Here is a 26,644-nt window from a genome sequence, read left to right as displayed (position 1 = left end):
GTTTCCGGATGATCTCGACCGGTGACCGCCGGCCATCGCATGCGGTCGACGGGTCGGGCCGCACATCAGCAGGTGTTCGCAGCCGGGCGGCGCGCGAAGCGGTCGGCCGTCCATGCGATCAGGTCCGCGATGGCCGGTGATTCGGGTTCGACCACTTGCAGGTGCCCGAGGTTCGGGTAGGTGCGATAGTCCACGGCGTAACCGGCTCGGCAGCGTTGGGCGACGTAGCCGTCCTGTGCCGACGGGACGACGAGGGTATCCGCGGTGCCCTGACCGATGAACACGGGCGCGGGGATCACGGCGGACGGGACGTTGCGCCGCAAGTTGTCGAGCAGCGGGCCGCGATCCGGATCGCCGCGCCAGATCGGCTTGTCGAGGAACAGTGAAGTGAGTACAGAGACCAGCACGCTCTTCTCGGCCAGACATCGCTGCGCCATCTCGCGCGTGATGATGCGCGCACCAGGGCGTACGTAGTCGTCGAAGCGGGTGTCGGGGTAGGTGCCGGCGTAAGCGGTGATGACGTAGGAGGCGAATACTTCGCCCGCTGTGACGCTGCCGAGGCTGTCCACCAGCGCCGGCAGGTTGCTCGCCGGTGCCAGCGCCGCGACGCCGTCGATGACGAGTTCGGGCGCGTACCGGGGTGCGCGAATTCCGGTCCACAAGGCGGCGTGTCCGCCCTGCGAGTGTCCCCATACGACGGCGTGATCGGTTAGCCGGATGTCCGGCAGTTGCCGGGCGGCGCGAATAGCGTCCAGTACCGAGCGGGCCTCACCCTCCCCGATGAGGTACGGATGAGTTCCCGCGGTGCCGAGACCGATGTAGTCGGTGGCCACTATCGTCCACCCTTGGTGAATCACTTTGTCCTGCACCATCATCGCGCCGGCGCTGAGGCCGTTCGGCAGGATCGACGGCGCGCACCCGACCGCGACGCCGGTGGTCCCGTGCGCCCAGGCGATCACAGGACTCGGTGTGGTGGTCGCACTCCCCGGGGCGATGACGAGCCCGCTGGCCACCGCGGGCTGCCCGTGATCGCGAGTGGTTGTATAGAGGATGCGCCAGGCCAGCGCGCCGGTCGGAACCTCGGGATTGTCGTATCGCTCGGTGCGCAACAGCTGCCCGGCCCGATCCGGCACGGACGCCTGCGGGGTGTAGAACTCGTCGGGAGCCGGGGAGTCGCGATGCAACGCGACGCTGACGAGAGCGAGAACCAGCGCCACTGTCGCGCCCATCACGGTGCCGGCCACCCGCCACCGTCCGCCGCACGGCGTCCGCGGCGGGGCTGTCGCACCCAGCGGTCGGTGATCGCCGCCGATCGCTGCGATGACCTGCCGCACTCCGATCACCATCAGGGCGGCGCCGAACAAGACGGCGACGACCAACACGGTCACATCCGGCCAGGCGAGCGCCAACATGCCGAATACTACTGAGGTAGCCCCGCCGACAATGCCGTCGAATCGGGTGGCACCGCGCTCGCGCCACACGAGGGGCAGACCGGTAAGACCGGCGACGATCAGCGCGACACCGACCACAACGGCCAGCACCTCTGTGGTAATCCCCGGCCACCACAGCGCCAGCAGCGCGGCGGCCAGGTAGACGGACGACTCGACCCACCTTCGGACATCTCTCCAGCGCCGGGCTCGGAGGAGTCCCGACACGGCCGAGCCGACAAGTCCGGCGATCGCGACACACCACAGCACCGCGAGCGACGAGAACGGGGCGACGGTCAAGAACGCGCCGAGCAGCACCAGCAGAACTCCTGCTACCAGGCGCAGCCACCGACGAATGCTCGCGGCCCGGGCGGTACTCGCCGCCGCGCTCTCCGGGGGTGAGCTGGTCACGGTCCGAACCTAGCGCAGCGGCCGCGAATCCTCCGCGATCCGCGCCTGCGGATCTCCGGGCTCGTATGTCGATGTAGCGGGGGTGGTGCAAGCTGGACAGCGTCGTGGCTGATTCGACCCGAACGAGGAGGTGCAGGTGTCCTCGCTGGCAGGCGTCCCCACTGACCTCCACGTCGATGTCCGCACGCTGTGGGACTACAACCGGATGGGCCACGAGGTGCGAGCGGTGGATGTGGGAATCGGGCTGGGCAGCCACGATATCGGAGTGGCGACATACGCGGCTGAACTGTTTCGCCGGGGCGTATTCCCAGCGGTCGTGTTCACCGGTGCCACCGCACCCACTACGGTGATGACCTTTCCGCGAGGCGAGGCGGTGCACTATCGGGAACATGCTGTGGCGCTGGGTGTTTCGGCGAATGACATCCTCGTCGAGCCTCGGGCCACGAATACCGCCGAGAACATCGACTTTTCGCGTGCGTTGCTGCGGGACTCGGGTCGCGCGGTGGAGTCGGTGATGTTGATCTGCCGGCCGTATCAACAGCGGCGCAGTTATGCGACCTGCCGGATGCGGTGGCCGGAGGTCGAGGTGGTGTGCGGTTCGCTGCCGGAATCGCTCGACGATTATGTGGCGCGGATCGGTGATGTGGCGCGGGTGGTCACGATGCTGGTGGGGGATACGCAACGTGTGTGGCGATACGCGGCCGAGGGCTGGGCGATCGAGCAGGACGTTCCGGAGAAGGTTTGCGCCGCATACGACCGGCTGGTGGCAGCCGGGTTCACCGGGCGTCTGCTGCCACCGCGCGGGTAGCGGCGATGCCGATATCGAATACCTCGAATGGGTCGAGGAACAGTGGTGCCGAGTGCGCGGCATTTCCACCTCCGGTGAACGACCGCTCTGCATCGCGTTCCGCGAATCGGTAGATTCGGGTCGTCGGGAGGAGCGGATTCGTGGGTGGGGCGCCGGCCGTCGATGAACCGGGGGTGCGGTGATGCGGGTTCTGATCGCAGGCGCCGGAATCGCCGGATTGACCGCAGCGGCATGCTTGCACCGGGTGGGGATCGAGGCCGTCGTGCTGGACGCGGTCGGTGAGCTTCGCCCGCTCGGCGTCGGAATCAATCTGCTCCCGCATGCGGTGCGGGAGCTGCATGAACTGGAACTCGGTGCGGCACTGGACGATTGCGCGATCGCCACCTCCACCGCGGTGCATCTCGACCGGTTCGGAAATCACATCTGGAGTGAGCCGCGCGGACTCGCCGCGGGGCACCCGTGGCCCCAATACTCGGTGCACCGCGGCGAATTGCAGGGTCTGCTCCTGGATCTGGTGCGCCGTCGACTCGGGTCCGATGCCGTGCGCGAAGGAATGGTGCTGCAATCGTTCGCCGAGGATGCCGACGGCGTGCGTTGCCGGTTCCTCGACCGCGCCTCCGGCGCCGTCGTCGTGGAGACCGCGGACGTGCTGATCGGCGCCGACGGTCTGCATTCCACGGTCCGCGCGCAGTTGCATCCGGAGGAGGGGCGGCCGTTGTGGAACGGCATTCGAATGTGGCGCGGAGTCAGCGAGATTCGTCCGTTCCTGGACGGGCGGACGATGGTGCTCGCGGGTTCCAATCGCGCCGCGAAATTCGTGATGTACCCGATCTCGGGTGGTGCGCACCGGCGTGGGCGTGCGCTGGTGAACTGGGTCGCCGAGGTGCGCGTCCACGATGCCGGGGTGCAGAACCCCGACTGGAATCGCGCCGGGCGGTTGGCGGATGTGCTGCCGCACTACGAAGGTTGGCACCTGGCCGGTGTCGATGTTCCGGCACTGCTACGCGCCAGTGCCGAAGTGCTCGAATATCCGATGGTCGACCGGAACCCTTTGTCGCGCTGGGGTTCCGGACGCGTGACGCTGATGGGTGACGCCGCGCATCCGATGTATCCGGTCGGTTCCAACGGCGGGTCGCAAGCGATTCTCGACGCCCGCGCCGTGGCGTGCGAGCTGGCCGCGGCCGCCGACCCGATCGCCGGGCTCGCCCGATACGAACAGGTCCGGCGGGAGGCGGTGAACACCATCGTGCTGGCGAACCGGGATATGCCGATGGACCGCGTCCTGCACGCCGTGGCGCAGCGGGCGCCGAACGGTTTCGATCGGATCGAGGATGTTCTCACCGCCGCCGAACTCGCCGCCCTGGCCGATGCGTACCGCCACACCAGTGGCTCTGCCCCCGCCGTCCCGGACGCCGCCGCGCGTTACGCCGCCGGCGCCTCGGCCGACGACTGCCGTCCGTACGACTCCGAGAGTGCGTGACCGGTGTCGAGGGCGGTCACACGCCGCGGCGATGCCGGGCCGATCGACCGCAATCGGCGGACGAGCGGGATCGGGCCTTCGATCCGTGCCCGGCCGGTGAGATAGATACTGCCGGGTGCGTGGCGCACCGCGCCGACGACCGCGAGGGTGACCGCCAGGACCGCGACGAACAACAGCACCGTCGCACCCGCCGCGCCGACCGCGTCGTGCAGCCGGGGATAAAGGGGGATCAGCAGTTCCAGCACGATCGGATGCATCAGGAAGACCGCGAAGGAGCGATCGGCGCCGTAGCGGGAAATACGGCCGACGATGCGGTACTTCGGACGCAGCCAGGACCACCAGGTGCTCACGGTGTAGAGACCGACGATCAGCGCGAGAAAATAGACGGCCATGTAGGGGTTGAAGACATTGTCGGCCTGCCACGGTGTGGTGCCACCCGCGACCGCGCGCCGATACAACCACTCGGCGCCCGCCGCCCCGAGGAGGGTGCCGACGATCAGCAGCGGGCCGAAGCGGCGCACGGCACGGTCGACGGTGCCGATATGCCATGCGGCGACCGCGCCGAACAGAATGTAGAACTGGTACGGCAGTACCGTCACGTAGAGGTGATTCCACAGTTGCGCCGGCATTCCGGTGAGTGTCGGCGGATGCGTCAGCGCCCACAGCATGCCCAGTTGCACGAGCGCGCTCGTCCCCAGCACCCACCTGTGGTGGCCGGCCGTCCAGCGCACGAATCGGAGCAACAGCGGGAACAGCAGGTAGATCTGCATCGACACCAGCAGGAAGTACAACTGATACCAGGCTTCACCGGTCGCCAGTTCGACCGCCAACCGGCGTATCGCGCCGGCCAAAGACTCCTGATGAATGCCGGCGACCACCGAATAGCCCCAGTAGAACACCGACCAGATGACATAGGGGATGCCGACCAGCGCGAAGCGCCGGCGCCAGAAGTGCGGCGCGTCGAAGGACCGGTCGGCGTACTGGTAGATCAGCACGAATCCGGTCAGCGTGAAGAAGGCCTCGCGGGGAAAGTGCAACAGCACCATGGCCCCGTTCGCCGACACATTGTTCGGGTCACTGGATCTGTCGATCACGTGGACGGCGATCACACAGGCGAAGGTCAGGATCCGGAACAGGTTGACCTGATGCAGGTAGGGCCGCGACGGCTGAGGCCGCCCGGCCGCCCCCGATTCGGTCGTGACGGTGGTGGGCTTACCTCGGACCGATGTCGCAGTCGCCGTACTCATCGTGCCGTGATCCGTGGGCAGGAGCACCGTCCGTCGCGCAGCAAGGTCGCCGACGAATGCGCTCGCGGAAAGGTGTCGATCATCTGCTTCCTCGAGTCGGTCGTCGCACTCCATGATTACGACCGAGCCTGTGAGGTTCCTTATCAGCCCCTTCGAGGCGCCTGAACCGCCTGGTGGCGGCGGTGCGAATCGGCGTTCAGCCGCCGACCGCGACCGGCATGGTGATGCGGCGCGCCGCCTCCAGAATTCCCAGGATCCGGGAGCCCGGCAGGCCGATGGCGGCACCGATCGCGGCGGGAGTCCACGATTCGTCGGTGAGGGTCAGGATTTCGGCGAGCTGGTCGACCGACAGCTTGGACAGGCCGCGACGGCGGATCTCGTGCGCGACCGACCGGATGGCGACCTCGCCGGTCTCTTCCTCCGCGGCATCGATAGCGGCGGAATCGACGGCGATGGATTCGACATCGGCGAATTCGGCCTCGTCCACCTCCGCGACGCCCGGAAGGTCGGTGGGTTCGTCCGGTGCTGTCGTGCGGTCGACGTCGGCAGCGGCCGGTCGCGGTGCTTCGGCGACCGGCTCACCCAGCACCAACTGCACGGCATCGTCCACGGCCCGCCGCGTTCGCGTCTTGTGCGGTTCGTCGGAGACGATCCGCAGCCCGGCGCCGTGCGATCCCGACCGCTCATCGGATCGCGCGGGCGCCTCGTCCTCCTCGAATTCCGTTGGTGCCGTGGTCTTTGCCGGTGCCGCGTCGGAAGAGTCGTCGATCGCCGTCGCCTCGGTGACGACCTCGTATGCCGTGACAGGTTCGACGGGAGACGCGGCCTGCGGGGTCGACGGTGTCTCCGCTGGGGCCACGGCGGCAGCAGCGGCCACGGTCGCTGCCGGCGGCCGGCCGTTCTCCACCGCGTCCGCGAGCCGCAGCGCGGCATCCCATCCCGCCACCGAAACCGGTTGCGGTGCAGTCGTCGACGGGAGCTGGGGATAGCTGGGGAATTCCACGGACCCCGCGCTGTCGGGCAGCGGACGTGCCTCCGCCCACTCCGGAAGATCGTCCGGGCGGTAGCTCGGGCGGTAGCCGGTCGGCGGGAGATCGGAGTCGATGTCTTCCATCGGGATGTCGTCGATGAGCTGCGCATAGCGCGCGGAAACCCAGGCGTGCAACCAGATCACGACGCCGACCATGACCGGGGCGACGGCGGCCTCGGCGGCGCGTGCCGGTTCGCCCGCCACCAGATGCGGGCCGGCGTTGAGCGCGATGGTGACGCCGAGCAGTGCGGTTTCCAGGAATACGACCTTGCCGCGGTCGATGTCGCGACCCCATCGGGCGGCGGTCGTGGCGACGACCATGATCGTGATGATCGGGATCGAGATCATCGCCTCGAAGCCGTAACTGAGCCAGTACAGCGGATCCGACATGTCGCCGCTGGGGACGAGGTTGTGCTGGACGTTCACGCCCGCCCAGACCATGCCGAGCACGACGACGCCGATCAGTGCCCGCGAGGACCATTCGGCGCGGCGGAACAGTTGGGCCAGGCGCGCATCGGGATTCGACACCCGCATGCGGGCCGCGCGGGCGCGCCGGTGCCAGCGGGCGTCCGCGTCGTCGGCCCGGCGCAGTGCCAGGGCGACGCGGCGGTCACGCTTCTCGGCCGACAGCTGTGCCGTCACCGCGCGTTTGCGTTGCCGGCGGCGCTGGGTGCGAATCCATTCGGCGAGATCGCGTTCGGCGGCGATCTCCCGATCGGACAGTTCGGCGAACAGCGCCGGGTCCGCTTGCAGGGGCAGCTTGCCCCGCGCGGTCGCCACCCGCCGCGCCAACGCGTTCAGCTCCGCCTGCGGGGAATGTTCGGGGGTGCGCCGGCGCCGGGCCGCGCCCTTCGATGGTTCCTCCACGGAGATCTCCCCGAAGTGTGCGTCTGCGCCGGTCCGTTCCGTGTCGCGGGGCGGAAGGTGCGCGGAGTCCGCCGGAGGGACGGCGGTCGTGGTGGTCGACTGCTCGTCGAGCATGGCGTGCCTTTCCCGGCAGCGGCCGCGCTACCGAGGTCGATTACCCGAGTACTCGAACATATGTGTGATCGAGGTGAGAGAGTAATCGCCGACCATCGGCGCGGTCAACGCTTTCACCGAACATCAGTTCGGATGAATATGCAAATGGGCTGTTCGGCTCGGCGATTCCGAATTCGGCTGGGGCAGCGGAATTTCAGTGCACGGCGGTGTGCCAGACAATGGCCGCCGCGAGCGCGCCCGCGCCGTTGAGCGACCAGTGCAGTGCGATCGGCGCCAGCAGACTTCCGCTGCGCCGGCGCAACCAGGTGAAGATCACACCGGCGGCCGCGGTCGCCAGGACGGCCAGGGCGATTCCGGCGATCTGCCCGCCGACACCGCCGCCGAACAGTGTGCTCAACCCGCGATTCCCGCTGGTCAAGCCGAGCGACGAGGCGATATGCCAGCAGCCGAAAAGTAGTGAGCCGACGATGAATACGCCGCGCGCGCCGGTCGCCCGATCCAGTGTCCCGTGCAGTACGCCGCGGAAGGCGAGTTCCTCCGGAATCACCGTTTGCAGCGGAATCACGATCATCGAGGCGATCAATGCCCCGGACAAGGTCGCATATCGATTCGCGAGAAAGAACGGCCGCGTAATCGGCAGTAGTGCGCCGATCGCCACGGCTCCCACGACAATCGCGACCGCACCGAGCGCATAGAGCGTTCCGCGGCGCCACTGCCGTGGTGAAAGTCCCAATTCCGCCCAGCCGAGCCCGCGTTGTCGCATCAACAGCACGAGAATCACCGCGGCCGCGGGAACGGTCGCGATATTGGCCCATTGCGAGGTGAAATGCGCGATGAGATTCGTCCCGGCGAGCACCGCCACCACGACGGCGACGTCGAGGTAGGCGTGTAACCGGCGCCCCGGGCCGACCGGGGCCGAGGACTGCGCAACCCCGTTATCGTTTCGAGACATCGTCGCCAGTCTACGTTCATCCGGGCGGGTGTGCCGTGTTCGGCGGGTCACGGTCGCCGCGCCGCCGGTTGCGGCTCGCCGGACGGAACGAGTCGCCGCTATCCGGTCGCTCCGGCGCTCCAGCCCGCGTAGTCCGTCCACGCCTGCAGCGTCCGGGTGGTGTCGAATACCCGCTCGGCCCCGCTGATCGGGTCGGTGAAGGCGAGCCGTGCGGCCAGCAGTTGCAGCGGCCGGGTGAAATCGTCCACGGGGCGATCGGTGAGGTCGGGATAGAAGTCGTCCCCGAGGATCGGGATTCCGAGCCCGTTCATGTGCAGCCGCAGCTGATGGGTGCGGCCGGTGTGCGGGCTCAGCCGGTAGCGGCCGAGGCCGTCGCGGTGCTCGATCAGCTCGACCAGCGTTTCCGCGTTGGGCTCGCCCTCGACCTCGAAGGCGCGAAGTACGGTGCGCTCCTTGACGATCCGGCTGCGCACCGTGCGGGGGAGGGTGAGTTCGGGATCGTAGGGTGCGATCGCCTCGTACTGTTTGTGCACCCGGCGCTTGTGGAACAGAGTCTGATACGCTCCGCGCCGCGCCGGATCGACGATGAACAGGATCAGTCCGGCCGTGGTCCGGTCCAGCCGGTGCGCGGGCACCAGATCCGGAAGGTCCAGATCGCGCCGCAACCGGACGAGTGCGGTCTCGAGGATGTGCTGCCCGCGGGGAATCGTGGACAGGAAATGCGGTTTGTCGACGACGAGCAGGTGGTCGTCGCGATGCACCACGGCGACGTCGAACGGCACCGGTGTTTCGTCGGGGAGATCGCGGTGGAACCACACCGCGCCCCCGGGCACATAGGGTGCGTCCGGCACGATCGGTCCGTCGAGATCGACGATGTCGCCATCGGCGAGCATCTCGTCGATGCGCGCGGCGGGGACCCGGGGGAGCCGATGGACCAGATGGTCGCGGATGGTCGCCCAGGTTCCGTCTTCGGGTAACCGCAGCCGCGCCGGATCGAGTCCGTGGCGCTTGGGCAGCGGCGGCTGTTGCCGGCGTCGCACACATCGACCCTAGTCACCGCCGCGATCGGGGGCCGCGGCGGCCGCCGCGTGGAGACGGATCCTGCCCGGGCTGTCATCGCGCCGGCGCCGGTTCCCGGAGTGCGCGTCGGCCGCGCATCCGGGACCGGCACTGCGCGTGCCGCACTAGACGGTGCAGGGCAGGTTCGCGTAATAGGCGATCGTGCACTCGGATTCGCGGGTCAGCTTCCAGGTGCCGTCGATGTCCTTCCACTTCAGCTCGATGTACATGGCATCGAAGCCGGGGACGTTGATCTGCAGGTTGTCGGTGAGGGTGTCGCCCTGGACGTTCACGGGCGCAACGGCCTGCCACTGGAATCCGGGCACCGTGGCCATCACGCCGCCGACCTGGTCGACCAGGCCCAGCCCGGCCTCGCCGGCCTCCAGCTCGTTGGCGCGGGCGGACCGCGAACCGTTCGGGTCGAGCACCAGCTCGAGCTTGCTCTGCAACTCGCCGACACCCGGGGCGGCGGCGTGGACGGGGGCGGCGATCGGCGCGGCGACGGCCGGGGTCACGGAGGCGACGCCGCCGGCGAAGACCACGGCGGCCAGCGAAAACGCCGCAACGGCACGGGATTTGATCTTGATCATGGTCGTATCCGATCAGTTGTGGGACAGGAGTGCCGTGCCTCGCAATCGTTCCGCAAGGGCTGGCACCACTAAGCAATATAAGGTAAGCCTATGCAAAGGTAGGTAGTACTCAGTCGACTTCGGGCGGATCCGCTCTTCCCGATATGTCGGATCTGCCCAGCTGAACGCCCCGGCGCCCGGCTGAGCGGTGGCTGGAATCACAGAACGGGAGTACCAGTGAAGACGCTTCTCGTGGTCGGAGCCGGGCCGAAAGCGATGGCAGTGGCGGCGAAGGCCCGGGTGCTGCGGGACCTGGGGCTACCCGCTCCACGCGTGGTGGTGGTGGAACCCCATGCGGTGGGCGGCAATTGGCTGCCCAGCGGCGGGTGGACCGACGGCCAGCACCGGCTCGGCACCAGCCCCGAGAAGGACATCGGCTTCCCGTACCACTCCACCTGGGCACGCGGCCACAACCGCGCGATCGACCGGTCGATGATCGCCTACAGCTGGAATTCCTTCCTGGTCGAGAACGGCACCTATGCCGAATGGGTCGACCGGGGCCGGCCCAATCCGCACCACCACGTCTGGGCCAACTATCTGCAGTGGGTCGCGCGCAAGGCCGAGGTCGAGATGGTCGTGGGCGCGGTGCGCCGGATCCGCCCCGCTGCCGACGGCTGGCTGGTCTCGGTGGCCGACGGTTCCGGTGTGGAGACCGAAATCGATTGCGACGGACTGATGATCACCGGCCCGGGCGACAGCCGCCGCGCGCTGGCCGAACATCCGAAGGTGCTGAGTATCGCGGACTTCTGGGATCTCGCGGGTAAGCGCCGGCTACCGGTCTCCTCGCGGGCGGCGGTGATCGGCGGCGGTGAGACCGCGGGCTCGGCGGTGGACGAACTGGTCCGCCACGACGTCCTCACGGTCTCGGTGATCTCGCCCGCGGCCACCATCTACACCCGCGGTGAAAGTTATTTCGAGAACGCGCTGTTCAGCGATCCGGCGAAGTGGCGGGCGCTGAGCCTGCAGGAGCGCCGCGACGTCATCCGCCGCACCGACCGTGGTGTGTTCTCGGTACGCGTGCAGGAGAACGTGCTGGCGGACAATCGCGTTCATCATCTCCAGGGCCGCGTGGTCCGGGTCGCCGAGCGCGGCGAAGGAGTGGCGCTCACGCTGCGCAACGAACTGCGCCCCGACCAGATGCATGCCTTCGATCTGGTGGTCGACGCCACCGGCGGCCAGCCGCTGTGGTTCCTGGATCTGTTCGATTCCGATACCTCGGATCTGGTGGAACTGGCGGTGGGCGGGCCCATCACCCATGCCCGGCTGGAGGCGGCGATCGGCCACGATCTGGCGGTGTCCGGCCTCGACGCCAAGCTCTATCTGCCGAATCTCGCGGGGATGGCGCAGGGGCCGGGATTTCCGAATCTCAGTTGCCTGGGCGAGCTTTCGGATCGCGTGCTGGGTGAGGTGCCGACCCGCCCGGCCGTCGTGGCGGCCCGGGTCGCGGCCGGTCGGCGCCCGGAATGATTACCGAGCTAACAGTAGGCTAGGCTACCCTTAGTTCGAGGGAAGAGGTTCGGTTCATGCGTATCGTGTCGTTCGGTTATCAGACCTGGGGTCGTACCACGCTGCAGGCTCTGATCGACTCGGAACACGAGGTGGTGCTCGCGGTCACCCATCCCGCGAGTGAACATGCCTACAAGGGCATCTGGTCCGATTCGGTCGAGGAGCTCGCCCGCGAACACGGCATTCCGGTCCACCTCACCGAGCGGGCCGATGCGGAGACCATCGATCTGGTCAAGCGTGCCGAGCCCGACATCATCGTGGTCAACAGCTGGTACACCTGGATGCCGCCGGAGCTGTATCTGATGCCGCCGCACGGCACGCTGAACCTGCACGATTCGCTGCTGCCGAAGTTCACCGGTTTCTCGCCCGTGCTGTGGGCGCTGATCAGCGGCGAATCCGAATTCGGCCTGACCGTGCACCGGATGGACGAACAGCTCGACACCGGCGACATCCTCGTGCAGCGTTCGCTGCCGATCGGCCCGACCGCCACCGGAACCGAACTCGTCCTCGCCGGAATGGAATTGATTCCGGGAGCGCTGCGGGAGGCGCTGAGCGCGATCGAATCCGGCACCGCGGTCTGGCGGCCGCAGGACAAGGCCGAGCGCACCTATTTCCACAAGCGTTCCGAGCGTGACAGCCGCATCGACTGGCATTGGGACGCAGAGGATCTGGAGCGGTTCGTGCGCGCGCTGTCCGAGCCGTACCCGCGGGCGTTCTCCTACTATCGGGGCGAAAAGGTGGAGATCACCGCCGCCGCCCTGTCGCAGGCCCGCTACGGCGGAACCCCCGGGCGAGTCGTCGTGCAGGAGGGCGGTGGCGTGGTGATCTGCGGGCCGGACGCACATCGCGGCGGCAATCTCGGTCTGCTCGTGACCCGGGTGCGCACCGCCGACGGCACCGAACACGACGGCGCCGCATTTTTCGCTCGCGGTGGTTATCTCACCGACGCCCCGCGATGACCGCGCTGTCGGCGCAGGAGCCGGCCGCGGGGAAGTTGTCGGCGGGGCAGCGCCGGATCTGGTTCCTGCAGACCCGTGATCCGCAGGACACCACACTCAACTGCTGTGCGGTCTACCGGCTCACCGGTGCCGTGGACGCGGATCGGTTGCGCTCGGCAATCGCCGGAACCATTGCGCGGCAGGATATTCTGCGCACCATCTACACCGTCGGCGAGGACGACGAGCCGCGGGCCGTGGTGCGATCCGACGCGACGCCGTCGTGGCAGGAGGTGGATCTTCGTGATCTCGCCGATGCCAGTCGCGAGCGCCGGGCCGAGGTGCTGATCCGCCGCGAGGCGGGGCGACCGTTCGATCCGTCGTCCGAAACTCCGTTGCGCTGCTTGCTGATTCGCACGGACGAGCGGCGGTTCCTCCTCACTCTCGTGGTGCATACGATCGCGTGGGACGAGGCCTCCTGGCAGATATTCTTCGACGAGGTCGGTGCCCGCTACGACGCGGCGACGGTTCCGGCCGCACCGGAGAGTCGTGGAGACGACCGTGTGCGCAGCCTTCGTGATGTCGAAGGCAGTGGCGCCCCTGCGCCGGCGACCGAGGTCGCTCGCAGTTATTGGCGAAACACGCTCTCGCCCTTGCCGCAGCCGTTGGAGTTGCCGGGCCGCGTCGTCGCGCCCCTGCCCTCGCTGCGCACCGCTCGGATCCGCGCCGAATTGCCGGCCGACGTGGCCATGCGGGTGACGGAGTTCGCGCACCGGGAAGGAGCTACACCCTTCACGGTGCTCCTCGCCGCCTTCGACGCGCTGATCCACCGCTACACCGCCGCAACGGATTTCCTCGTCTGCGTACCGGCCACCGTGCGGAGCGCCGACGACACCGGTATCGGCTACTTCGGCAATACGCTGCTGCTGCGTACGACGGTCGACCCCGCGGACAGCTTCCTCGATTGTCTGCGCGCGGTGAACGACCGTGCGGCAACAGCTTTCGGGCACCGTGGCACGCCGATCGATCAGGTGATCGCCGACCTCAACCCCGAGCGCGGCAGTGGTCGCGACGGGCTGGAGCAGGTGGCTCGCATCGAATTCGGGATCCGCCGGACCGCGTCGCTCGCCCTGGACGGCATCGCGGCCACGGCGGTCGATGTCGGCAGCCCGACGACCCGGATGCCGCTGTCGCTCACCGTGATCACCGCCGGCGACGTAGCCGAGCGAATCGAAATCGTCTATCAGGCAGACGAATTCGATGCCCGCATCCTCGAGCAGTTCCTCACCCACTATGTACGCGTGCTCACCGTGGCGACCGCCGAACCCGAGCGTCGCATCGGCGAGCTGGACATTTTCGGAGTCCGCGACCGCGCGGACATTCTGGAGCAGTCCCACGGTGAACTCGTCCCCGTCGCACCCACCACGCTGGTGGATCTGTTCGAGCGGCGGGTGGCGGCGGATCCCGGTGCGGTCGCACTCGTCGATGCCCGCGACGGAGATCGCGAGCTGAGCTACGACTACCTGAACCGGCGTGCGAATCGGTTGGCGCACCAGCTGATTCGACAGCGGATCGGCGCCGAGGACGTGGTAGCGCTGCGGCTGAGTACCTCCGTGGATTTCGTGGTCGCCGTCGTCGCGGTGCTGAAGGCCGGTGCGGCCTATCTGCCGATCGATCCGGCCTATCCGGCGGATCGGGTGGAATTCCTGATCGCCGATGCGCGGCCCGCGCTGGTCCTGGATGCCGAGGATCTGCGGGCCGCGGAACGGGCCGCGCGCACATCGCCGCAGCACGATCCGCGCGACAGCGATCGCGTGCGTCCGCTGCGTCCCGGCAACCTCGCCTACGTCATCTACACCTCCGGCTCGACCGGAACGCCGAAGGGGGTCGCGGTATCCCACGCGGCGATCGCCGAACATCTCGTGGGGTTCTGTGCGCAGTGGGGGGTGGGCGCCGAGGATCGGCTGCTGCAATCCTCGTCGATCAGCTTCGACGCCTCGCTGCTCGACATCTTCGTACCCCTCACTCTCGGCGCCGGCCTGGTGATTCCGAAGGTGAACGCGTTCGACGACATACCGTATGTGGCGGAATTGATTTCGCGCTGCGGCGTGACCGTGCTGCATATGGTGCCGTCCATGCTCAGCACCTTGCTGATGCTGCCGGAGGTGAGCCGGTGGCGCGCGCTGCGTCATGTGCCGGTCGGCGGCGAGGCGCTCTACGGTGAGGTCGCCGACCGCTTCGCCGGCATCTTCGAGGCCGAACTCCGCAACCATTACGGGCCCACCGAGGCGGTCGTCTCGGCCACCCATCACACCGTGGAGGGCCCGCAGGGAACCCGGATCGTGCCCATCGGCCGTCCCAACCGCAACGTCGCCCTGTATCTGCTGGACGAGCGGCTGCAACTGGTCCCCACCGGCGTGGCAGGCGAAATCTACCTCGGTGGTGCGCAATTGGCGCGCGGCTATCTCGGCCGCGCCACGGCTACCGCCGAACGCTTCGTGGCCGATCCGTTCGCCCCCGGACAGCGGCTCTATCGCACCGGAGATCTGGCGCGCCGCAACGGAAACGGTGAGCTCGAATTTCTCGGCCGTGCCGACGAACAGGTCACGGTGCGCGGCCACCGCATCGAACTCGCGGAGGTGCAGGCCGCCGTCGGCGCCCATCCGGATGTCGCGCACTGTGTGGCAGCCGCGGTGACCGACGACGTGCTCGGCACGGTACTCGCCGCCTACCTCGTGCCCGTGCGCCGCGAAAACGGCAGCGCCGCAGTGGATCCGGAATCGGTGCGAGCGCATGCGGCGGCGGTGCTGCCGCCGTACATGGTGCCGGGCGCCTTCGCGATCATCGACGAGATTCCGCTGACCGAACACGGAAAACTCGACCGCCGCGCCCTGCCGGTGCCACAGCGGTCGCCGGTGGAGCCGTATCGGGAGCCGAATACGGCGGTGGAGACGCGGATCGCGGAATTGTTCGGGCGGATGTTCGGCCGCGAGCGGATCGGCGCCGAGGATTCGTTCTTCGAACTCGGCGGTCATTCCCTGCTGGCGGTGCGGCTACTGGCCTGGATCCGAGCCGAATTCGGCGTGCGGATCGGTGTGCGAGCGCTGTTCGACACTCCGACGGTGGCTGGATTGGCGGCCCGAGTCGAGGTATCGACGGCCAGTGTTAGCTTAGCCTAAGCTACGATTCCGAGGGTCGGGATCGCGAGTCGCCCGGAGCGAAGTACAAGGAGCTGTGCAATGAACTCAGGTCGAACATCCGCGCGTCGCGGAGTCCGAGCACGCGCCGCGGTGCTGCGAACCACGTTGCCGGCGCTGGTCCTCGGGCTGGTGACGGCCGTGGCCGCCTGTGGATCCGGCGCGGACGACACCGATTCCGGTGCGGCCGTGACGATCGAGCACAGCATGGGGAAAACCACCGTCGACGGCACGCCCAAGCGCGTGGTGACCCTCGGCCCCGCCTGGCTGGACGCGGCCGTATCCCTCGGGGTCACCCCCGTCGGCTATCTGGTGCCCGGCGCCGGGGCGGGGATGACCGTGCCGTGGTTGCCGCAGTCGCTGCCGCAGCAGTCCAAGGCGCTGAACATGGGCGGCGACGTCGTCGAGCAGATCGCGGCACTCGAGCCCGATCTCATCGTGGCGCCGGGCTACCTGATGGACAAGGCCATGTACGACAAGCTGTCCAAGCTGGCCCCGACCATCGGTCCGCTGACTTCGGCCCAGATCGATCCGTGGGAGGACCAGGTCCAGGCGCTCGGTAAGGCGCTGCACAAGCAGGACCAGGCCGGCAAGGTCGTCGCCGATGTGCACGGCAGGATCGACGCGGTCGCCGCGAAGCATCCGGGCCTGAAGGGCAAGAGCTTCCTCACCTGCATGCTCACCACGCCCACCCAGCTGATGGTGCTGGCTGATCCGAAAGACGGTTCCGCCCAGGTGTTCACGCGGCTCGGGATGACCATGCCGGCGAAACTCGTCGCCGAGGCCCCCTCGGGTGGACGGCTGGCGCTGTCGCCGGAACGGCTCGGGGATCTGACCTCCGATCTGCTGGTGTGCGGCGCGGCGCCGGGCCTGCAGGAGAAGTTCACCCAGCTGCCCGGTTACGCGGATCTGCCGTCGGTGCGCCAGGGCGGAATCTCGTTCGTGGACATGATCACGATCAACGCCATCAACCAGCCGACCGCACTGTCGGTGCCGTATCTGCTCGACAAGCTCGAACCGACGCTCGCCACCGTCGGCAAGTAAGGACTGATGACCCATGTCTGATTCGCCCGTGCCGAACACGACCGCGCCGGCCACGACTGCTCCGAACAACGCTGCGGCCGCGCCGGAGTCGCGAACGGGCGGGCGTGGCATCCCGTTGTCCCCGGCCCAGCAGGCCGCGCTGCTGCCGGAACGACTGCGCGGCGTCGCGGCGACGAATCTGTTTCTCGCCCTGGAGATCACCGGCGACCTCGAACCGGCCGCCCTCGACCGCGCCGCGGTGGCCGCGGTGAGCCGGCACGAGATTCTGCGCACGGTCTATCCGGACGATCGCCGGATTCCGTACCAGCGCGTCGTCGACGCACCCTTGACGGTGGTCGAAACGGTCGCGACCGCGTCGTCGGAACTCGACGCCGCGCTGCGCTCGGATGCCGCACACCGCATCGACCCGGTGCGCGAGCTGCCGATCCGAATCAGACTGCACCGCACGACCGATCGGGACGTCCTGTCCCTCACCGCTCATCCCGTAGCCGCTGACGACCGCAGTCTCGAGCTGCTGGCGGCGGAACTGCTCGGGGAAACGACAGCCGAGCAGGTGACGCAGTACCGCGGCTACGCGATGGCGCAGATGAAGTCGCTGGTCGCCGTCGCCGCCGCCGATCCCGACCTGGGGTACTGGCTGGACCGGCTCGCCGATCTGCCGGAACGGGCAACCCTGGCAGTGGCCGGAAATCCCGGCGCGGAATCGGATCCGGCCGCCGCCGCGACCGCGACCCGCACCCTGCGGATTCCGGCGGCTGCCTTCCGCGACCGCGACGCCGAACTGTCCGTGGTCGCCGCGCTGGCCGCAGTGCTGGGCGCGGCGGGTCTGGGTGGTGATGTGCCCGTCGCCATCGTCGATGCGGGAAGGTCCGAGGCACACGCTGATTCGGCGCTCGGTGCGTACGCGAACCATCTGGTGCTGCGGATCGATACCGGCTCGGCGCCCACCGCGCGGGCACTGCTGGAGCAGGTCACGGAGCTGTCCGTCGTCGCCCGCGCCCATGCCGCGGCCCGGATCGAGCGGATCACACATCAGCTGCGTGGCGCCGTCGCCGTCGCCGCCGGTGCGCCGTTCCAAGCGCTGGTCAACCGCCGAACCGAGGTGGTCGGTGCGAACGCGCGTGAGATCGCCCGGCGGGTGGCGCGGCCGCACGGAGTCGATATCGTCGCCGACGTCGTCACCGGAGGCGAAGAGGTAACGGTGATTCTCGAATTTCCGCCGGTACTCGCCGGGCGCACCGAAATCGATGCGCTCGCAAGCGGTCTCGAGCGGTGGCTGCTGAATCTCGCGGAGCCGGAGACCGCGCTGCCCGATGGCGAGCTTCCGACGGTGTTCGAACGCGCCGCGGCCTACCCGGGCGGCACCGGGCTCGGCGGACAGCCCAGCACCGATGCCGAACGGCTGATCGCCGACACCATTCGCGAGGTGCTCGAACTCGACGCGGACGACGAGGTGGGCCGCGCCGACACCTTCTTCTCTCTCGGCGGTGACAGCATCGCCGCGCTGCGCATGGTCACACTGCTCGGCGAGCGCGGTTATGTGCTGGACGTGCAGAAGGTGTTCGAATTCCCGGCCGTGCACGAGATGGCAGCCCAACTGACCGAGGCCGAGGCCGCCTCAGCCGCCGAACAGAGCGCACCCGTCGCGCCGATGAGCGCCTCCGGACTGGACTCGGTCGCGCTGGCGGCACTCGGCAAGAAGTTCGCCGCGCGGTGAGCGAGGTGGAGATTCTCGACGTCGTCGCGCTGTCACCGCTGCAGCGCGGGCTGTATTCGGTCAGTTCGATGGCGCAGGGCATCGATCCCTACCTCGTGACCTTCGCGGTGCGAGTGGAGAATCTGGCCGATCCGGCGGCCTTGCGTGCGGCCTTCGACGGCGTGCTGCGACGTTATCCGCATCTGGGCGCGGCCGTACTCGCCGAGGATGTGCCGCATCCGGTGCTGGTCATCACCTCGGAGGGGCGAATCGGCTGGCGCGAGGTGGATCTGCGCTCGGCCCGCGATCCGGAGGTGGCGGCGCGCGATCTCTACTGGCAGGAGGCGCGCCGGCGGCTCGATCTGGACCGCGGCCCGCTGTTCCGGGTGGTCGCGGCGCGCGTCGGCGAGCGCGATTACGAAGTGGTGTGCACCGCACACCATATCGTCGTCGACGGCTGGTCGATTCCACTGTTGTTCTCCGATCTGATCGCCCTGCATCGCGGGGAGGGCGCGGCGCTGCCGCCGGCTCCGCCGCTGCGCGAGCACGCGGCGTGGCTGGCGAGCCGCGATACCGCGGCCTCGGCACGGGCGTGGGCCGCCGCGCTCGACGGTCTGGCGCCGATGCCGATGCTCGGTCCACCGGCCCCCGCGGACCTCGACCTGCCCGTGGTGGGCGAGGCGCGCCTGGACCCCGCCGGCACCGACCGGCTCGTCGGCTGGGCGCGCGCCAACGGCCTCACCCTGAACACCGTGCTCCAAATGGCCTGGGCCCGAATTCTTTCCGGGCTCACCGGCCGCGACGACGTGGTCTTCGGCCAGACCACCTCCGGCCGCGATGCCTCGCTGCCGAATGCGGAACGCCTCGTCGGCGCGCTGGTCACCACCATTCCGGTGCGGGTCCGGATCGACGAGCGCACGCCGGCGCGGATCGGCGCCGAACTGCAGCGCTCGGTAGCGCAGCTGCGGGCGCACGAGTATCTGGGCATCGCGGAGATCACGCGGCACGCCGGGGCCGGGCAGTTGTTCGACAGCCTGCTGGTCTTCGAGAACTCCCCGGTCGGCGCGGTCGCGCCGCGCATGCCGATGGGCGGCGGCGCCACCATGACCGCCCGCCGCGTCGACTCCCCGAGCCACTATCCGATCGCCCTCGTCCCGGTGCTGGAGCAGGGCGAGCTGATCTGCCGCGTCGAAACCCGCCCCGACCTGCTCACCACCTTCGACCCCGACCGGATGGCGCGCCGGTTGCTCGCGGTCGCCACCCGGATCGTGGACGCGCGGCAGTGTAGTGCGGTCGACGTGCTGCTCGACGACGAGCCCGCCGTGCTGATCTCTGAATACGACTGTGGTGCAGAGTTTTCCGATACGGCGAAGGAGGCGGTCAGCTCATCCGATGTGTCCGGCGTACCGGCTTCCGTCGAGCCCGCGCAGGCGCTGCCCGCTGTGCCGGCCGTGGAGGCTACGACGGTTCCCCAGGCATTGCTGCTTGCGGCGCATGCGGCGGCAGACCGGGTGGCGGTAGTCGACGCGGCGGGCGAGCAGAGCTTCGCCGAATTCGGTGTCGCGGTATGCACGCTGGCCGACGAACTGCGGGCCGCCGGGGTCGGCAGCGGCGACGCGGTGGCGGTCATGTTGCCCCGTGACCGCCGAGTCCTCCACGCTCCCTTCGCGATCGGTCTCGCCGGTGCCACCTGTGTCCACATCGACCCGGCCACCCCCGCCGATCGTGTGGCCTATCTGCTGAGCACCAGCGGCGCGCGGATCGTCCTCGCCGATGCGGATGGAGCCGAGGTGCTGACCGAGGTCCGTGCCCAAGGGGCGGAGTGCCGCCACGGGATCACGGACAGCGACGGCCGCCTCCGATTCCCGGGCATCACTGCGGTTACGGCGGGCGACCGTGGTGTGCAGCGAGTGACGATGTCGGCGGATGCCGCGTTCTACGTGGTGTTCACCTCCGGCACGACCGGCAGGCCCAAGGGGGTCGCGGTATCGCATCGCGCACTGCTCAACCACTGGGGCAATCACGAGCGGCGGATCTTCTCGCCCATCGCCGCCGCCACCGGGCGCACGCTGCGCATCGGCCACGGCTGGTCCACCGGATTCGACGCTGCCTGGCAGCCCACGGTCGCGCTGCTGAGCGGTCACACCGTGGTCCTGCTGGGTGACGAGGTGCGTACCGATGCCGAGCGCATCGTCGGCGCCATCGGCGAATTCGGGATCGACATCTTCGACACATCGCCGTCGATGCTGAACCGGCTGATCGCCGCCGGACTGTTCCGCACCGATCCCGAGACCGGATCCGAGCGCTGTCCGCTGGCCGTGCTCGCGCTGGGTGGTGAGGCGATCGGTCCGGACACCTGGCGGCGCCTGCAGGGATTGGCGACCACTCGTGTCATCAACTTCTACGGCCCGACCGAGGCGACCGTCGAGGCGCTGATGGCCGAGGTGCACGATCACGCCGCGCCGACCATCGGCCGCCCGTTCGCCGGGATGACTGCCGAGGTGCTCGACCATCGGCTGCGGCCGGTGCCGCCCGGTGGGCAGGGCGAGCTCTACCTTTCCGGGCCGCAACTCGCGCTCGGGTATCTGAGGCGGCCCGCCACCACCGCGGCCGCCTTCGTCGCGGGCGAGGCGGGTGAAAGGCGTTATCGCACCGGTGATCTCGTGCGCCGGTCCGACGACGGCACCGTCGCCTACGAAGGCCGTGTCGACCGGCAGGTCAAGATCAACGGATACCGCGTCGAACCCGACGAGGTCAGCGTCGTGCTGCGCGAACTCGACGGCGTACGCCACGCCGCGGCGCTGGCCTTCACCGAGAACGGGCGGACCCGGCTGGGTGCGCTGGTGGTCGGCGAGGGCACCGTCGCAGGATTGCGCTCGGATCTGGCCCGCCGGCTGCCGCAATTCCTGGTCCCCACCCGCATCGCGTTCGTCGACGAGATTCCGTTGAACCGCAACGACAAACTCGATGTGCACGTGGCGACCGACCTGCTGACCCGCCCGGCCGACATTGCCGCCCGCGCCGAACCGCGAACCGAGACCGAACGCACCCTGCTGGCGCTGATCGAGGCGATGAGCGCGGGAGCGGGGACGCGGGTCGGCATCCTGGACAGCCTGGTGGATCTGGGTATCGACAGCATCGGCGTCATCGATCTGGTGTCGCGGCTGCGCGGCGCCGGTTACCGCATCTCGGCGCGAGAAGTGCTGGCCGCGGCCGATCTTCGCGATCTCGCCGAGCGTCTGGACGATCCGTCCGGGGACGCTCCCGGGAATGCCGAGGTGACGCCGGCGGGCACGGTGCTGCCGCTCACCGCGTTGGCCCAGGAGATCCTCGGACACGGCGATTACCGCTATCTCGCCCAGTCCCAGGTCTTCTCGCTCGATCCGGCAGTCACTCCCGAGTCGGTCGTCCAACGGCTGGAGGCCCTGGCGGTCGCCCATCCCACGCTGCGCTCGCGGCTGGTCACCGGCGACGACGGCCGCGCTGTGCTCGTCGCGCAGGAGCAATCCGGCGCCGCCGAACTGCTCACCGTCGCCGATGGAACCGTAAGGCACAGTGCGGCAAACTATCTCGCTGACACTGTGCAGCGCCTGGACCCCGGCGCCGGCCGAATGATGTCGGCCACGCTGCTGCGCGGAGAGCAACCGCGGCTCGTCCTGTCCATCCATCACCTCGCCGTGGATGTGGTGTCCTGGCTCATCCTGGTCGACGACCTGCGCCGGCTGGAACAGGGCGAACAACCGATGAACGAGGATCGGCCGGAATCGGATCCGATCCCGACGCGGTCCGACGCTCCACCGACGCTGGGCACACCGCTCGGCGGACGCTACACCGATCCACGCCGCGACCGGTCGGGCAAGGCGATCCGGCGGATCGTGGAACTCGGCCCCGACGACACCGAGGCCCTGCTCGCCCGGTGCGCGGAAACCGATGTGCCCCTGGATGATCTGTTGCTCGCCGCCTGCGCCCGGCTGGTCGCCGATACCGCCGACGCCACCGACCGCATCGCGGTCACCCGGGAATCGCACGGCCGCGACCCCGGCGACGACACCCGCCGCGTCGGCTGGTTCACCGTCGAGGAGACGGCACTGGTGCCGGCGGCCGAACTCGAGACCTGGACTCCGGCGGCCGGCCGTGCGCCGGTCCACGATCGAACCCTGCATGCGCGCGGGCAGATTCGCCTCAACCACCTGGGCCGCTTCGATGTGCTGCAGTTCGGCAGCGGCCCGTGGACGCCGGTGCCGCTGCCGGACCTCACCGCCGAATTCGGTGCGGCCGGACATCCGGATCTGCCGCTGCGCTTCACGATCGACCTCAACACCGCAGTGGTTCCGAAGGATTCGCGCCCGGTTCTGGTCGCGCATATCGACGTGAACTCCGCGGTGCTGGACGAGGCCGGGGCCGACGAGCGCGCCGAGCGCTGGCGCACCATACTGTGTGATTTCGCCGCCGGAATGTCCGAATTCGGCGCCCAGCGACAGGCAGGGTGACAGCTATGGGAGGGAAGGACTGATGACGGTTCAGACCGTGGATCCGGCCGAGCCGGAGGCAGCGCGGCCGGTGCCGCCCACCACGCCCGACGCACCGCTGGAACCGGACCGGGTCGCGATCGAACAGCAGCGCCGCGCCGACGGTCTGGCCCGCAAACAGGTGCTGGCGCCGGTCAACGGTGCGTTGTCGCTGGCGAGCCTGGTCGTCGTGGCCTCCTCGATCTGCGCCGTGGTGCCGTTCATCCTGATCGTCGAGGCGTGCCGCGAACTGCTGTCCGCTCCGATCGACACGGATCGGGTGTGGACGCTGGTGATCGCCGCGGTCGTGGTGCTGGTGCTGCGCGGATTGCTGCAGGCCGCGGCGCTGGTCTGGACCCATATGGTCGACGCGAAGTTCCAGCTCACGCTGCGACAACTGCTGGCGGCCAAGCTGACCCGGGTGCCGCTGGGCTGGTTCACCGACCGCAGTTCCGGTGAGGTGAAGAAGTTCCTGCAGGACGATGTGGAGGCCCTGCACTATCTGGTCGCGCACGCCCGGCTCGAATTCGTCGGCGCGGTGACGGTGCAGGTGGTGGCGCTGATCTACCTGTTCACCGTCGACTGGCGGCTGACCCTGATCCTGCTGATTCCGCTGGTGCTCTACACGCGCGGCCTCGCGGCCATGATGGGTAAGGCGCATCAGGAGCGCTTCGCCGTCTTCGACGCCAACGAACGCGCCATCGAACAGTCCATCATCGAATTCGTCGACGGCATTCAGGTGGTGCGGGCGTTCGGCCGGGCTCGCAAGGCGCACAGCACCTTCCAGCGCGCGGTCGACAACACCGCCGAGAGCCTGCTGGCCTGGAAGACGCCGATGACCAAGCTGCAGTCGGCCGCCGAGATCCTGCTGACCCCGGTGCTGCTCATGCTCGTCGTGGTGGTGGCCGGTGTGGGCTTCGCCGATCTGGGCTGGACCGATCCGGTCGACATCCTGCCGTTCCTGCTGCTCGGCATCGGGCTGGGTGGCGCGCTGCTGGGCATCGGCTTCGGCGGGCAGGCGCTGCGCGAGGGCGGTGCCGCGGCGTTGCGCCTGCACCAACTGCAGCAAACACCCGAACTCGAGGTGCGAGCCGACGCCGAGGCTGCGGATGTGGCCGGCAACGGCGTCGCGACGGGACTCGCGGTCCGGTTCGAGCAGGTGAGCTTCGGCTATCGCGCCGATCGAACCGTGCTGCGTGCGGTCGACTTCGAACTCGCTCCCGGTTCCATCACCGCACTGGTCGGCCCGAGCGGTTCCGGCAAGTCGACCCTGGCCCGGCTGCTGCCGCGCTTCTACGACGTGACCGCGGGGCGAATCACGATCGGCGGCAAGGACGTCCGCGAGTACTCCACCGCAGAGCTCTACCGCACCGTGGGTTTCGTCCTGCAGGACGTGCGGATGATTCGCGGGACGATCCGCGACAACATCGCGCTGGCCCGGCCCGATGCGGATGCGGCCGCCGTCGAGCGCGCCGCGCGCGCCGCCCAGATCCACGATCGGATCCTGGAACTGCCGCGCGGCTACGACTCCGAGATCGGCGTCGACGCGGTGCTGTCCGGTGGTGAGGCGCAGCGCCTGTCGATCGCCCGCACCCTGCTGGCCGACACCCCGGTGCTGGTGCTGGACGAGGCCACGGCCTTCGCCGACCCGGAATCCGAGGCCGCGGTTCAGGACGCGCTCGCCGTCCTGGTCGCCGGCCGCACCGTGCTGGTGATCGCGCACCGGCTGCACACCATCACGGGAGTCGACCGAATCCTGGTGCTGGACAACGGCGAACTCGCCGGAACGGGCGACCACGCCACGCTGTCGGTCGCCGGCGGGCTCTATCAGCGCCTCTGGGAACAGAATCAGGCGTCGGTGGGCGCGCTGACCCGGCGGGGCGCCGATGCCGCGGCGACCGGTTCCGACTCCGAAGGAGAACTGCGGTGATCAGGAAGATCTTCGCCCTCGTTCCGCTGGAACTGCGCCGCTACGTGCCGCGCCATGTGGCTCTCATCGGCGCGGGCGCGCTGGGACAGATCGCGGCCTATCTGCTGCTGATTCCGGTGTTGCAGGCGCTGTTCGACGGCGATTTCGGCCGCGCGTGGCGCTGGACCGCCTGGCTGGCGCTCGCGGTGATCGTCGCCTCGGTGTGCTCGTATCAGCAGCTGCTGGTGGGCCTGCGGATCGGCGTGGGCATGCTGCGCGGCGTGCAGACCCGGCTGGGCGATCATCTGAGCACGCTGCCGCTGGGCTGGTTCGCCACCGCCAACGCCGGCTCCCTCTCGCGGATGGTCGTCGGCGGCGTGCGCGAAATCCTCAGTGTGGTCAACTATCTGCTCGCACCCGTGCTGACCGCGGTACTGGTTCCGGTGGGTGTCGCCATCGGGGTCGCCTTCATCGACTGGCGGATCGCGCTGGTGATCCTGATCAGCCTGCCGGTACTGCTGCTGGTCAGCCGCTGGGCGAACACCAGCTACACCCGCGCCGACCGCAGACTCGATGCCGCTGCGGCCGAAGCCAATTCGCGCGTCGTGGAGTTCGCGCAGGCACAGCCCGTGTTGCGGGCCTTCGGTGCGGTGGGCGTGGGCAACCGGGCACTCACCCGGGCACTGCGCGAACAGGAGGCGGCTTCCAAGCGCATGATCGTCGCCAGTGTGCCGGGGCTGATGGTGTTCGCGCTGTGCGTGCAGATCGTCTTCCTGATCGTGGTGTCGGTGGTGGTCGCCCGCGGGACCGGCGGCGACCTCTCCATCCCGGCCACGATCGCGCTGATCGCGGTGACCTCCCGGTTCATCGAACCGATCAACCGGGCCGCGCAGCTGAGCACCGCGATCCGCAGCGCCGCCGACGCCGCCGACCGGATCACGAACTTCCTCGCCGAGCGCGATCTGGCCGAGGCTGCCGAACCCGTCACGCCGGGTGCGCCGGAGATCGTCTTCGACAACGTCGACTTCGGCTACCGCGAGGGTGAAAAGGTCATCGACGGCGTATCTTTCACCGTGCCGAGCGGCACCACCACGGCCATCGTGGGACCGTCCGGGGGCGGAAAGACCACGCTGCTGAAGCTGGCCTCCCGGTTCTACGACGTCGGTTCCGGCAGCATCACCGTCGGCGGTCACGATGTGCGCCGGCAGCCCTCGGAAACCCTGTTGCGCCAAGTGTCGCCGGTCTTCCAGGACGTCTATCTGTTCAACGAGACCATCTCCGACAACATCCGCGTCGGCAATCCGGACGCCACGACCGAGCAGGTGCGGCGGGCCGCGGAGATCGCCCGGGTGGACGAGATCGTCGACCGGCTGCCCGACGGCTGGGATTCGGCGGTCGGGGAGGGCGGTGCGGCACTGTCCGGCGGTGAGCGCCAACGGGTTTCGATCGCCCGTGCGCTGCTCAAGGACGCGCCGATCGTGCTGCTCGACGAGGCGACCAGCGCCCTCGATCCGCCCAGCGAGGCGGCGGTGGTGCGCGGCATTCACGAACTGACGCGGGACAAGACCGTCGTCGTGGTGGCGCATCGGCTCGACACCATCGCCCACGCCGATCAGATTCTGTTCGTGGAGGCGGGCCGGATCGTCGAACGGGGCACGCACGCCGAACTTCTCGAACTCGGCGGCCGCTATGCCGGTTTCTGGTCGGAGCGGTCCCGCGCGACCGGCTGGCATCTGGTGTCGGCCTGAGGATTCGGCGCCGAACGGGCGGCGGTCACGCACCTATGCCGTGACCGCCGCCCGGTGCGTGGTGGCGCCCGGTGGCA

General features: G+C 68.9%; 16 protein-coding genes. 10 read left to right on the top strand and 6 right to left on the bottom strand.

Going from position 1 to position 26,644, the window contains the following annotated elements; all coding sequences use genetic code 11:
* Nucleotides 1-65: 65 nt before the first annotated feature.
* Entirely contained in the window at nucleotides 66-1,838 is a 1,773-nt protein-coding gene (locus tag A5789_RS31105; protein ID WP_064905188.1) for a lipase family protein, read from the bottom strand.
* A 136-nt stretch (nucleotides 1,839-1,974) separates the two neighbouring features.
* Between A5789_RS31105 and A5789_RS31100 the strand changes: the two genes are divergently transcribed.
* Together A5789_RS31100 and A5789_RS31095 are read left to right on the top strand one after the other, a co-directional pair.
* Complete coding sequence (locus tag A5789_RS31100) at nucleotides 1,975-2,646, top strand: YdcF family protein (RefSeq protein ID WP_064905247.1); 672 nt, start codon at nucleotides 1,975-1,977, stop codon at nucleotides 2,644-2,646.
* A gap of 181 nt (nucleotides 2,647-2,827) precedes the next feature.
* Nucleotides 2,828-4,126 carry a flavin-dependent oxidoreductase gene (locus A5789_RS31095; RefSeq protein WP_064905190.1) on the top strand — a complete coding sequence of 433 codons (1,299 nt, stop codon included), beginning with the start codon at nucleotides 2,828-2,830 and terminating at the stop codon, nucleotides 4,124-4,126.
* Here the strand turns inward: A5789_RS31095 and A5789_RS31090 are convergent.
* The 5 genes from A5789_RS31090 to A5789_RS31070 all read right to left on the bottom strand — a co-directional run bounded on the left by A5789_RS31090 (nucleotide 4,069) and on the right by A5789_RS31070 (nucleotide 9,985).
* The gene (locus A5789_RS31090; protein ID WP_193615457.1) at nucleotides 4,069-5,373 is read right to left on the bottom strand and encodes an acyltransferase; all 1,305 of its coding nucleotides are present in this window, start codon (nucleotides 5,371-5,373) and stop codon (nucleotides 4,069-4,071) included. The genes A5789_RS31095 and A5789_RS31090 overlap by 58 nt on opposite strands.
* A 196-nt stretch (nucleotides 5,374-5,569) precedes the next feature.
* Nucleotides 5,570-7,270: a hypothetical protein gene (locus A5789_RS31085; RefSeq protein ID WP_155525554.1), complete on the bottom strand. Its 1,701-nt coding sequence runs from the start codon at nucleotides 7,268-7,270 to the stop codon at nucleotides 5,570-5,572.
* A 307-nt stretch (nucleotides 7,271-7,577) separates the two neighbouring features.
* Entirely contained in the window at nucleotides 7,578-8,336 is a 759-nt protein-coding gene (locus tag A5789_RS31080; protein WP_063018225.1) for a CPBP family intramembrane glutamic endopeptidase, read from the bottom strand.
* 98 nt (nucleotides 8,337-8,434) lie between these two features.
* On the bottom strand, nucleotides 8,435-9,376 hold the full coding sequence (locus tag A5789_RS31075) for an RluA family pseudouridine synthase (protein ID WP_064905196.1): 942 nt from the start codon (nucleotides 9,374-9,376) through the stop codon (nucleotides 8,435-8,437).
* A gap of 144 nt (nucleotides 9,377-9,520) precedes the next feature.
* On the bottom strand, nucleotides 9,521-9,985 hold the full coding sequence (locus A5789_RS31070) for a hypothetical protein (RefSeq protein ID WP_064905197.1): 465 nt from the start codon (nucleotides 9,983-9,985) through the stop codon (nucleotides 9,521-9,523).
* Nucleotides 9,986-10,201: 216 nt separating this feature from the next.
* Here A5789_RS31070 and A5789_RS31065 point away from each other — a divergent pair, with 216 nt between their 5' ends.
* From A5789_RS31065 to A5789_RS31030, 8 genes are read left to right on the top strand one after another with little or no spacing between them, the layout of a single operon-like run.
* Nucleotides 10,202-11,491, top strand: coding sequence for a SidA/IucD/PvdA family monooxygenase (locus A5789_RS31065; RefSeq protein WP_064905199.1), 1,290 nt, complete (start codon nucleotides 10,202-10,204; stop codon nucleotides 11,489-11,491).
* Nucleotides 11,492-11,547: 56 nt separating this feature from the next.
* The gene (locus A5789_RS31060) at nucleotides 11,548-12,489 is read left to right on the top strand and encodes a methionyl-tRNA formyltransferase (protein WP_063018233.1); all 942 of its coding nucleotides are present in this window, start codon (nucleotides 11,548-11,550) and stop codon (nucleotides 12,487-12,489) included.
* Nucleotides 12,486-15,644: a non-ribosomal peptide synthetase gene (locus A5789_RS31055; protein ID WP_064905201.1), complete on the top strand. Its 3,159-nt coding sequence runs from the start codon at nucleotides 12,486-12,488 to the stop codon at nucleotides 15,642-15,644. The genes A5789_RS31060 and A5789_RS31055 overlap by 4 nt, the downstream gene beginning before the upstream one ends.
* A 60-nt stretch (nucleotides 15,645-15,704) precedes the next feature.
* Complete coding sequence (locus A5789_RS31050) at nucleotides 15,705-16,706, top strand: ABC transporter substrate-binding protein (RefSeq protein ID WP_082941082.1); 1,002 nt, start codon at nucleotides 15,705-15,707, stop codon at nucleotides 16,704-16,706.
* 13 nt (nucleotides 16,707-16,719) lie between these two features.
* Nucleotides 16,720-18,423 carry a condensation domain-containing protein gene (locus A5789_RS31045; protein ID WP_064905203.1) on the top strand — a complete coding sequence of 568 codons (1,704 nt, stop codon included), beginning with the start codon at nucleotides 16,720-16,722 and terminating at the stop codon, nucleotides 18,421-18,423.
* Complete coding sequence (locus A5789_RS31040; RefSeq protein WP_227462749.1) at nucleotides 18,420-22,892, top strand: AMP-binding protein; 4,473 nt, start codon at nucleotides 18,420-18,422, stop codon at nucleotides 22,890-22,892. The genes A5789_RS31045 and A5789_RS31040 overlap by 4 nt, the downstream gene beginning before the upstream one ends.
* 22 nt (nucleotides 22,893-22,914) lie before the next feature.
* A complete protein-coding gene (locus A5789_RS31035) occupies nucleotides 22,915-24,840 on the top strand; it encodes an ABC transporter ATP-binding protein (protein WP_064905206.1) in 1,926 nt (641 codons plus the stop codon).
* Complete coding sequence (locus A5789_RS31030) at nucleotides 24,837-26,567, top strand: ABC transporter ATP-binding protein (protein ID WP_064905208.1); 1,731 nt, start codon at nucleotides 24,837-24,839, stop codon at nucleotides 26,565-26,567. The genes A5789_RS31035 and A5789_RS31030 overlap by 4 nt, the downstream gene beginning before the upstream one ends.
* Nucleotides 26,568-26,644 lie beyond the last annotated feature (77 nt).

It is taken from the genome of Nocardia sp. 852002-51101_SCH5132738 (assembly GCF_001665695.1).
Taxonomy (GTDB): domain Bacteria; phylum Actinomycetota; class Actinomycetes; order Mycobacteriales; family Mycobacteriaceae; genus Nocardia; species Nocardia nova.
Note: the sequence above shows the minus strand (reverse complement) of the source record. Positions and strands in the feature narration are given on the sequence as shown.

What these genes read in the sequence shown, in the direction of transcription:
- A5789_RS31095 (WP_064905190.1), top strand. Translation starts at nt 2,828, where the DNA reads ATGCGGGTTCTGATCGCAGGCGCCGGAATCGCCGGATTGACCGCAGCG.
- A5789_RS31090 (WP_193615457.1), bottom strand. Translation starts at nt 5,373, where the DNA reads ATGAGTACGGCGACTGCGACATCGGTCCGAGGTAAGCCCACCACCGTC.
- A5789_RS31080 (WP_063018225.1), bottom strand. Translation starts at nt 8,336, where the DNA reads ATGTCTCGAAACGATAACGGGGTTGCGCAGTCCTCGGCCCCGGTCGGC.
- A5789_RS31070 (WP_064905197.1), bottom strand. Translation starts at nt 9,985, where the DNA reads ATGATCAAGATCAAATCCCGTGCCGTTGCGGCGTTTTCGCTGGCCGCC.
- A5789_RS31060 (WP_063018233.1), top strand. Translation starts at nt 11,548, where the DNA reads ATGCGTATCGTGTCGTTCGGTTATCAGACCTGGGGTCGTACCACGCTG.
- A5789_RS31055 (WP_064905201.1), top strand. Translation starts at nt 12,486, where the DNA reads ATGACCGCGCTGTCGGCGCAGGAGCCGGCCGCGGGGAAGTTGTCGGCG.
- A5789_RS31050 (WP_082941082.1), top strand. Translation starts at nt 15,705, where the DNA reads ATGAACTCAGGTCGAACATCCGCGCGTCGCGGAGTCCGAGCACGCGCC.
- A5789_RS31045 (WP_064905203.1), top strand. Translation starts at nt 16,720, where the DNA reads ATGTCTGATTCGCCCGTGCCGAACACGACCGCGCCGGCCACGACTGCT.
- A5789_RS31035 (WP_064905206.1), top strand. Translation starts at nt 22,915, where the DNA reads ATGACGGTTCAGACCGTGGATCCGGCCGAGCCGGAGGCAGCGCGGCCG.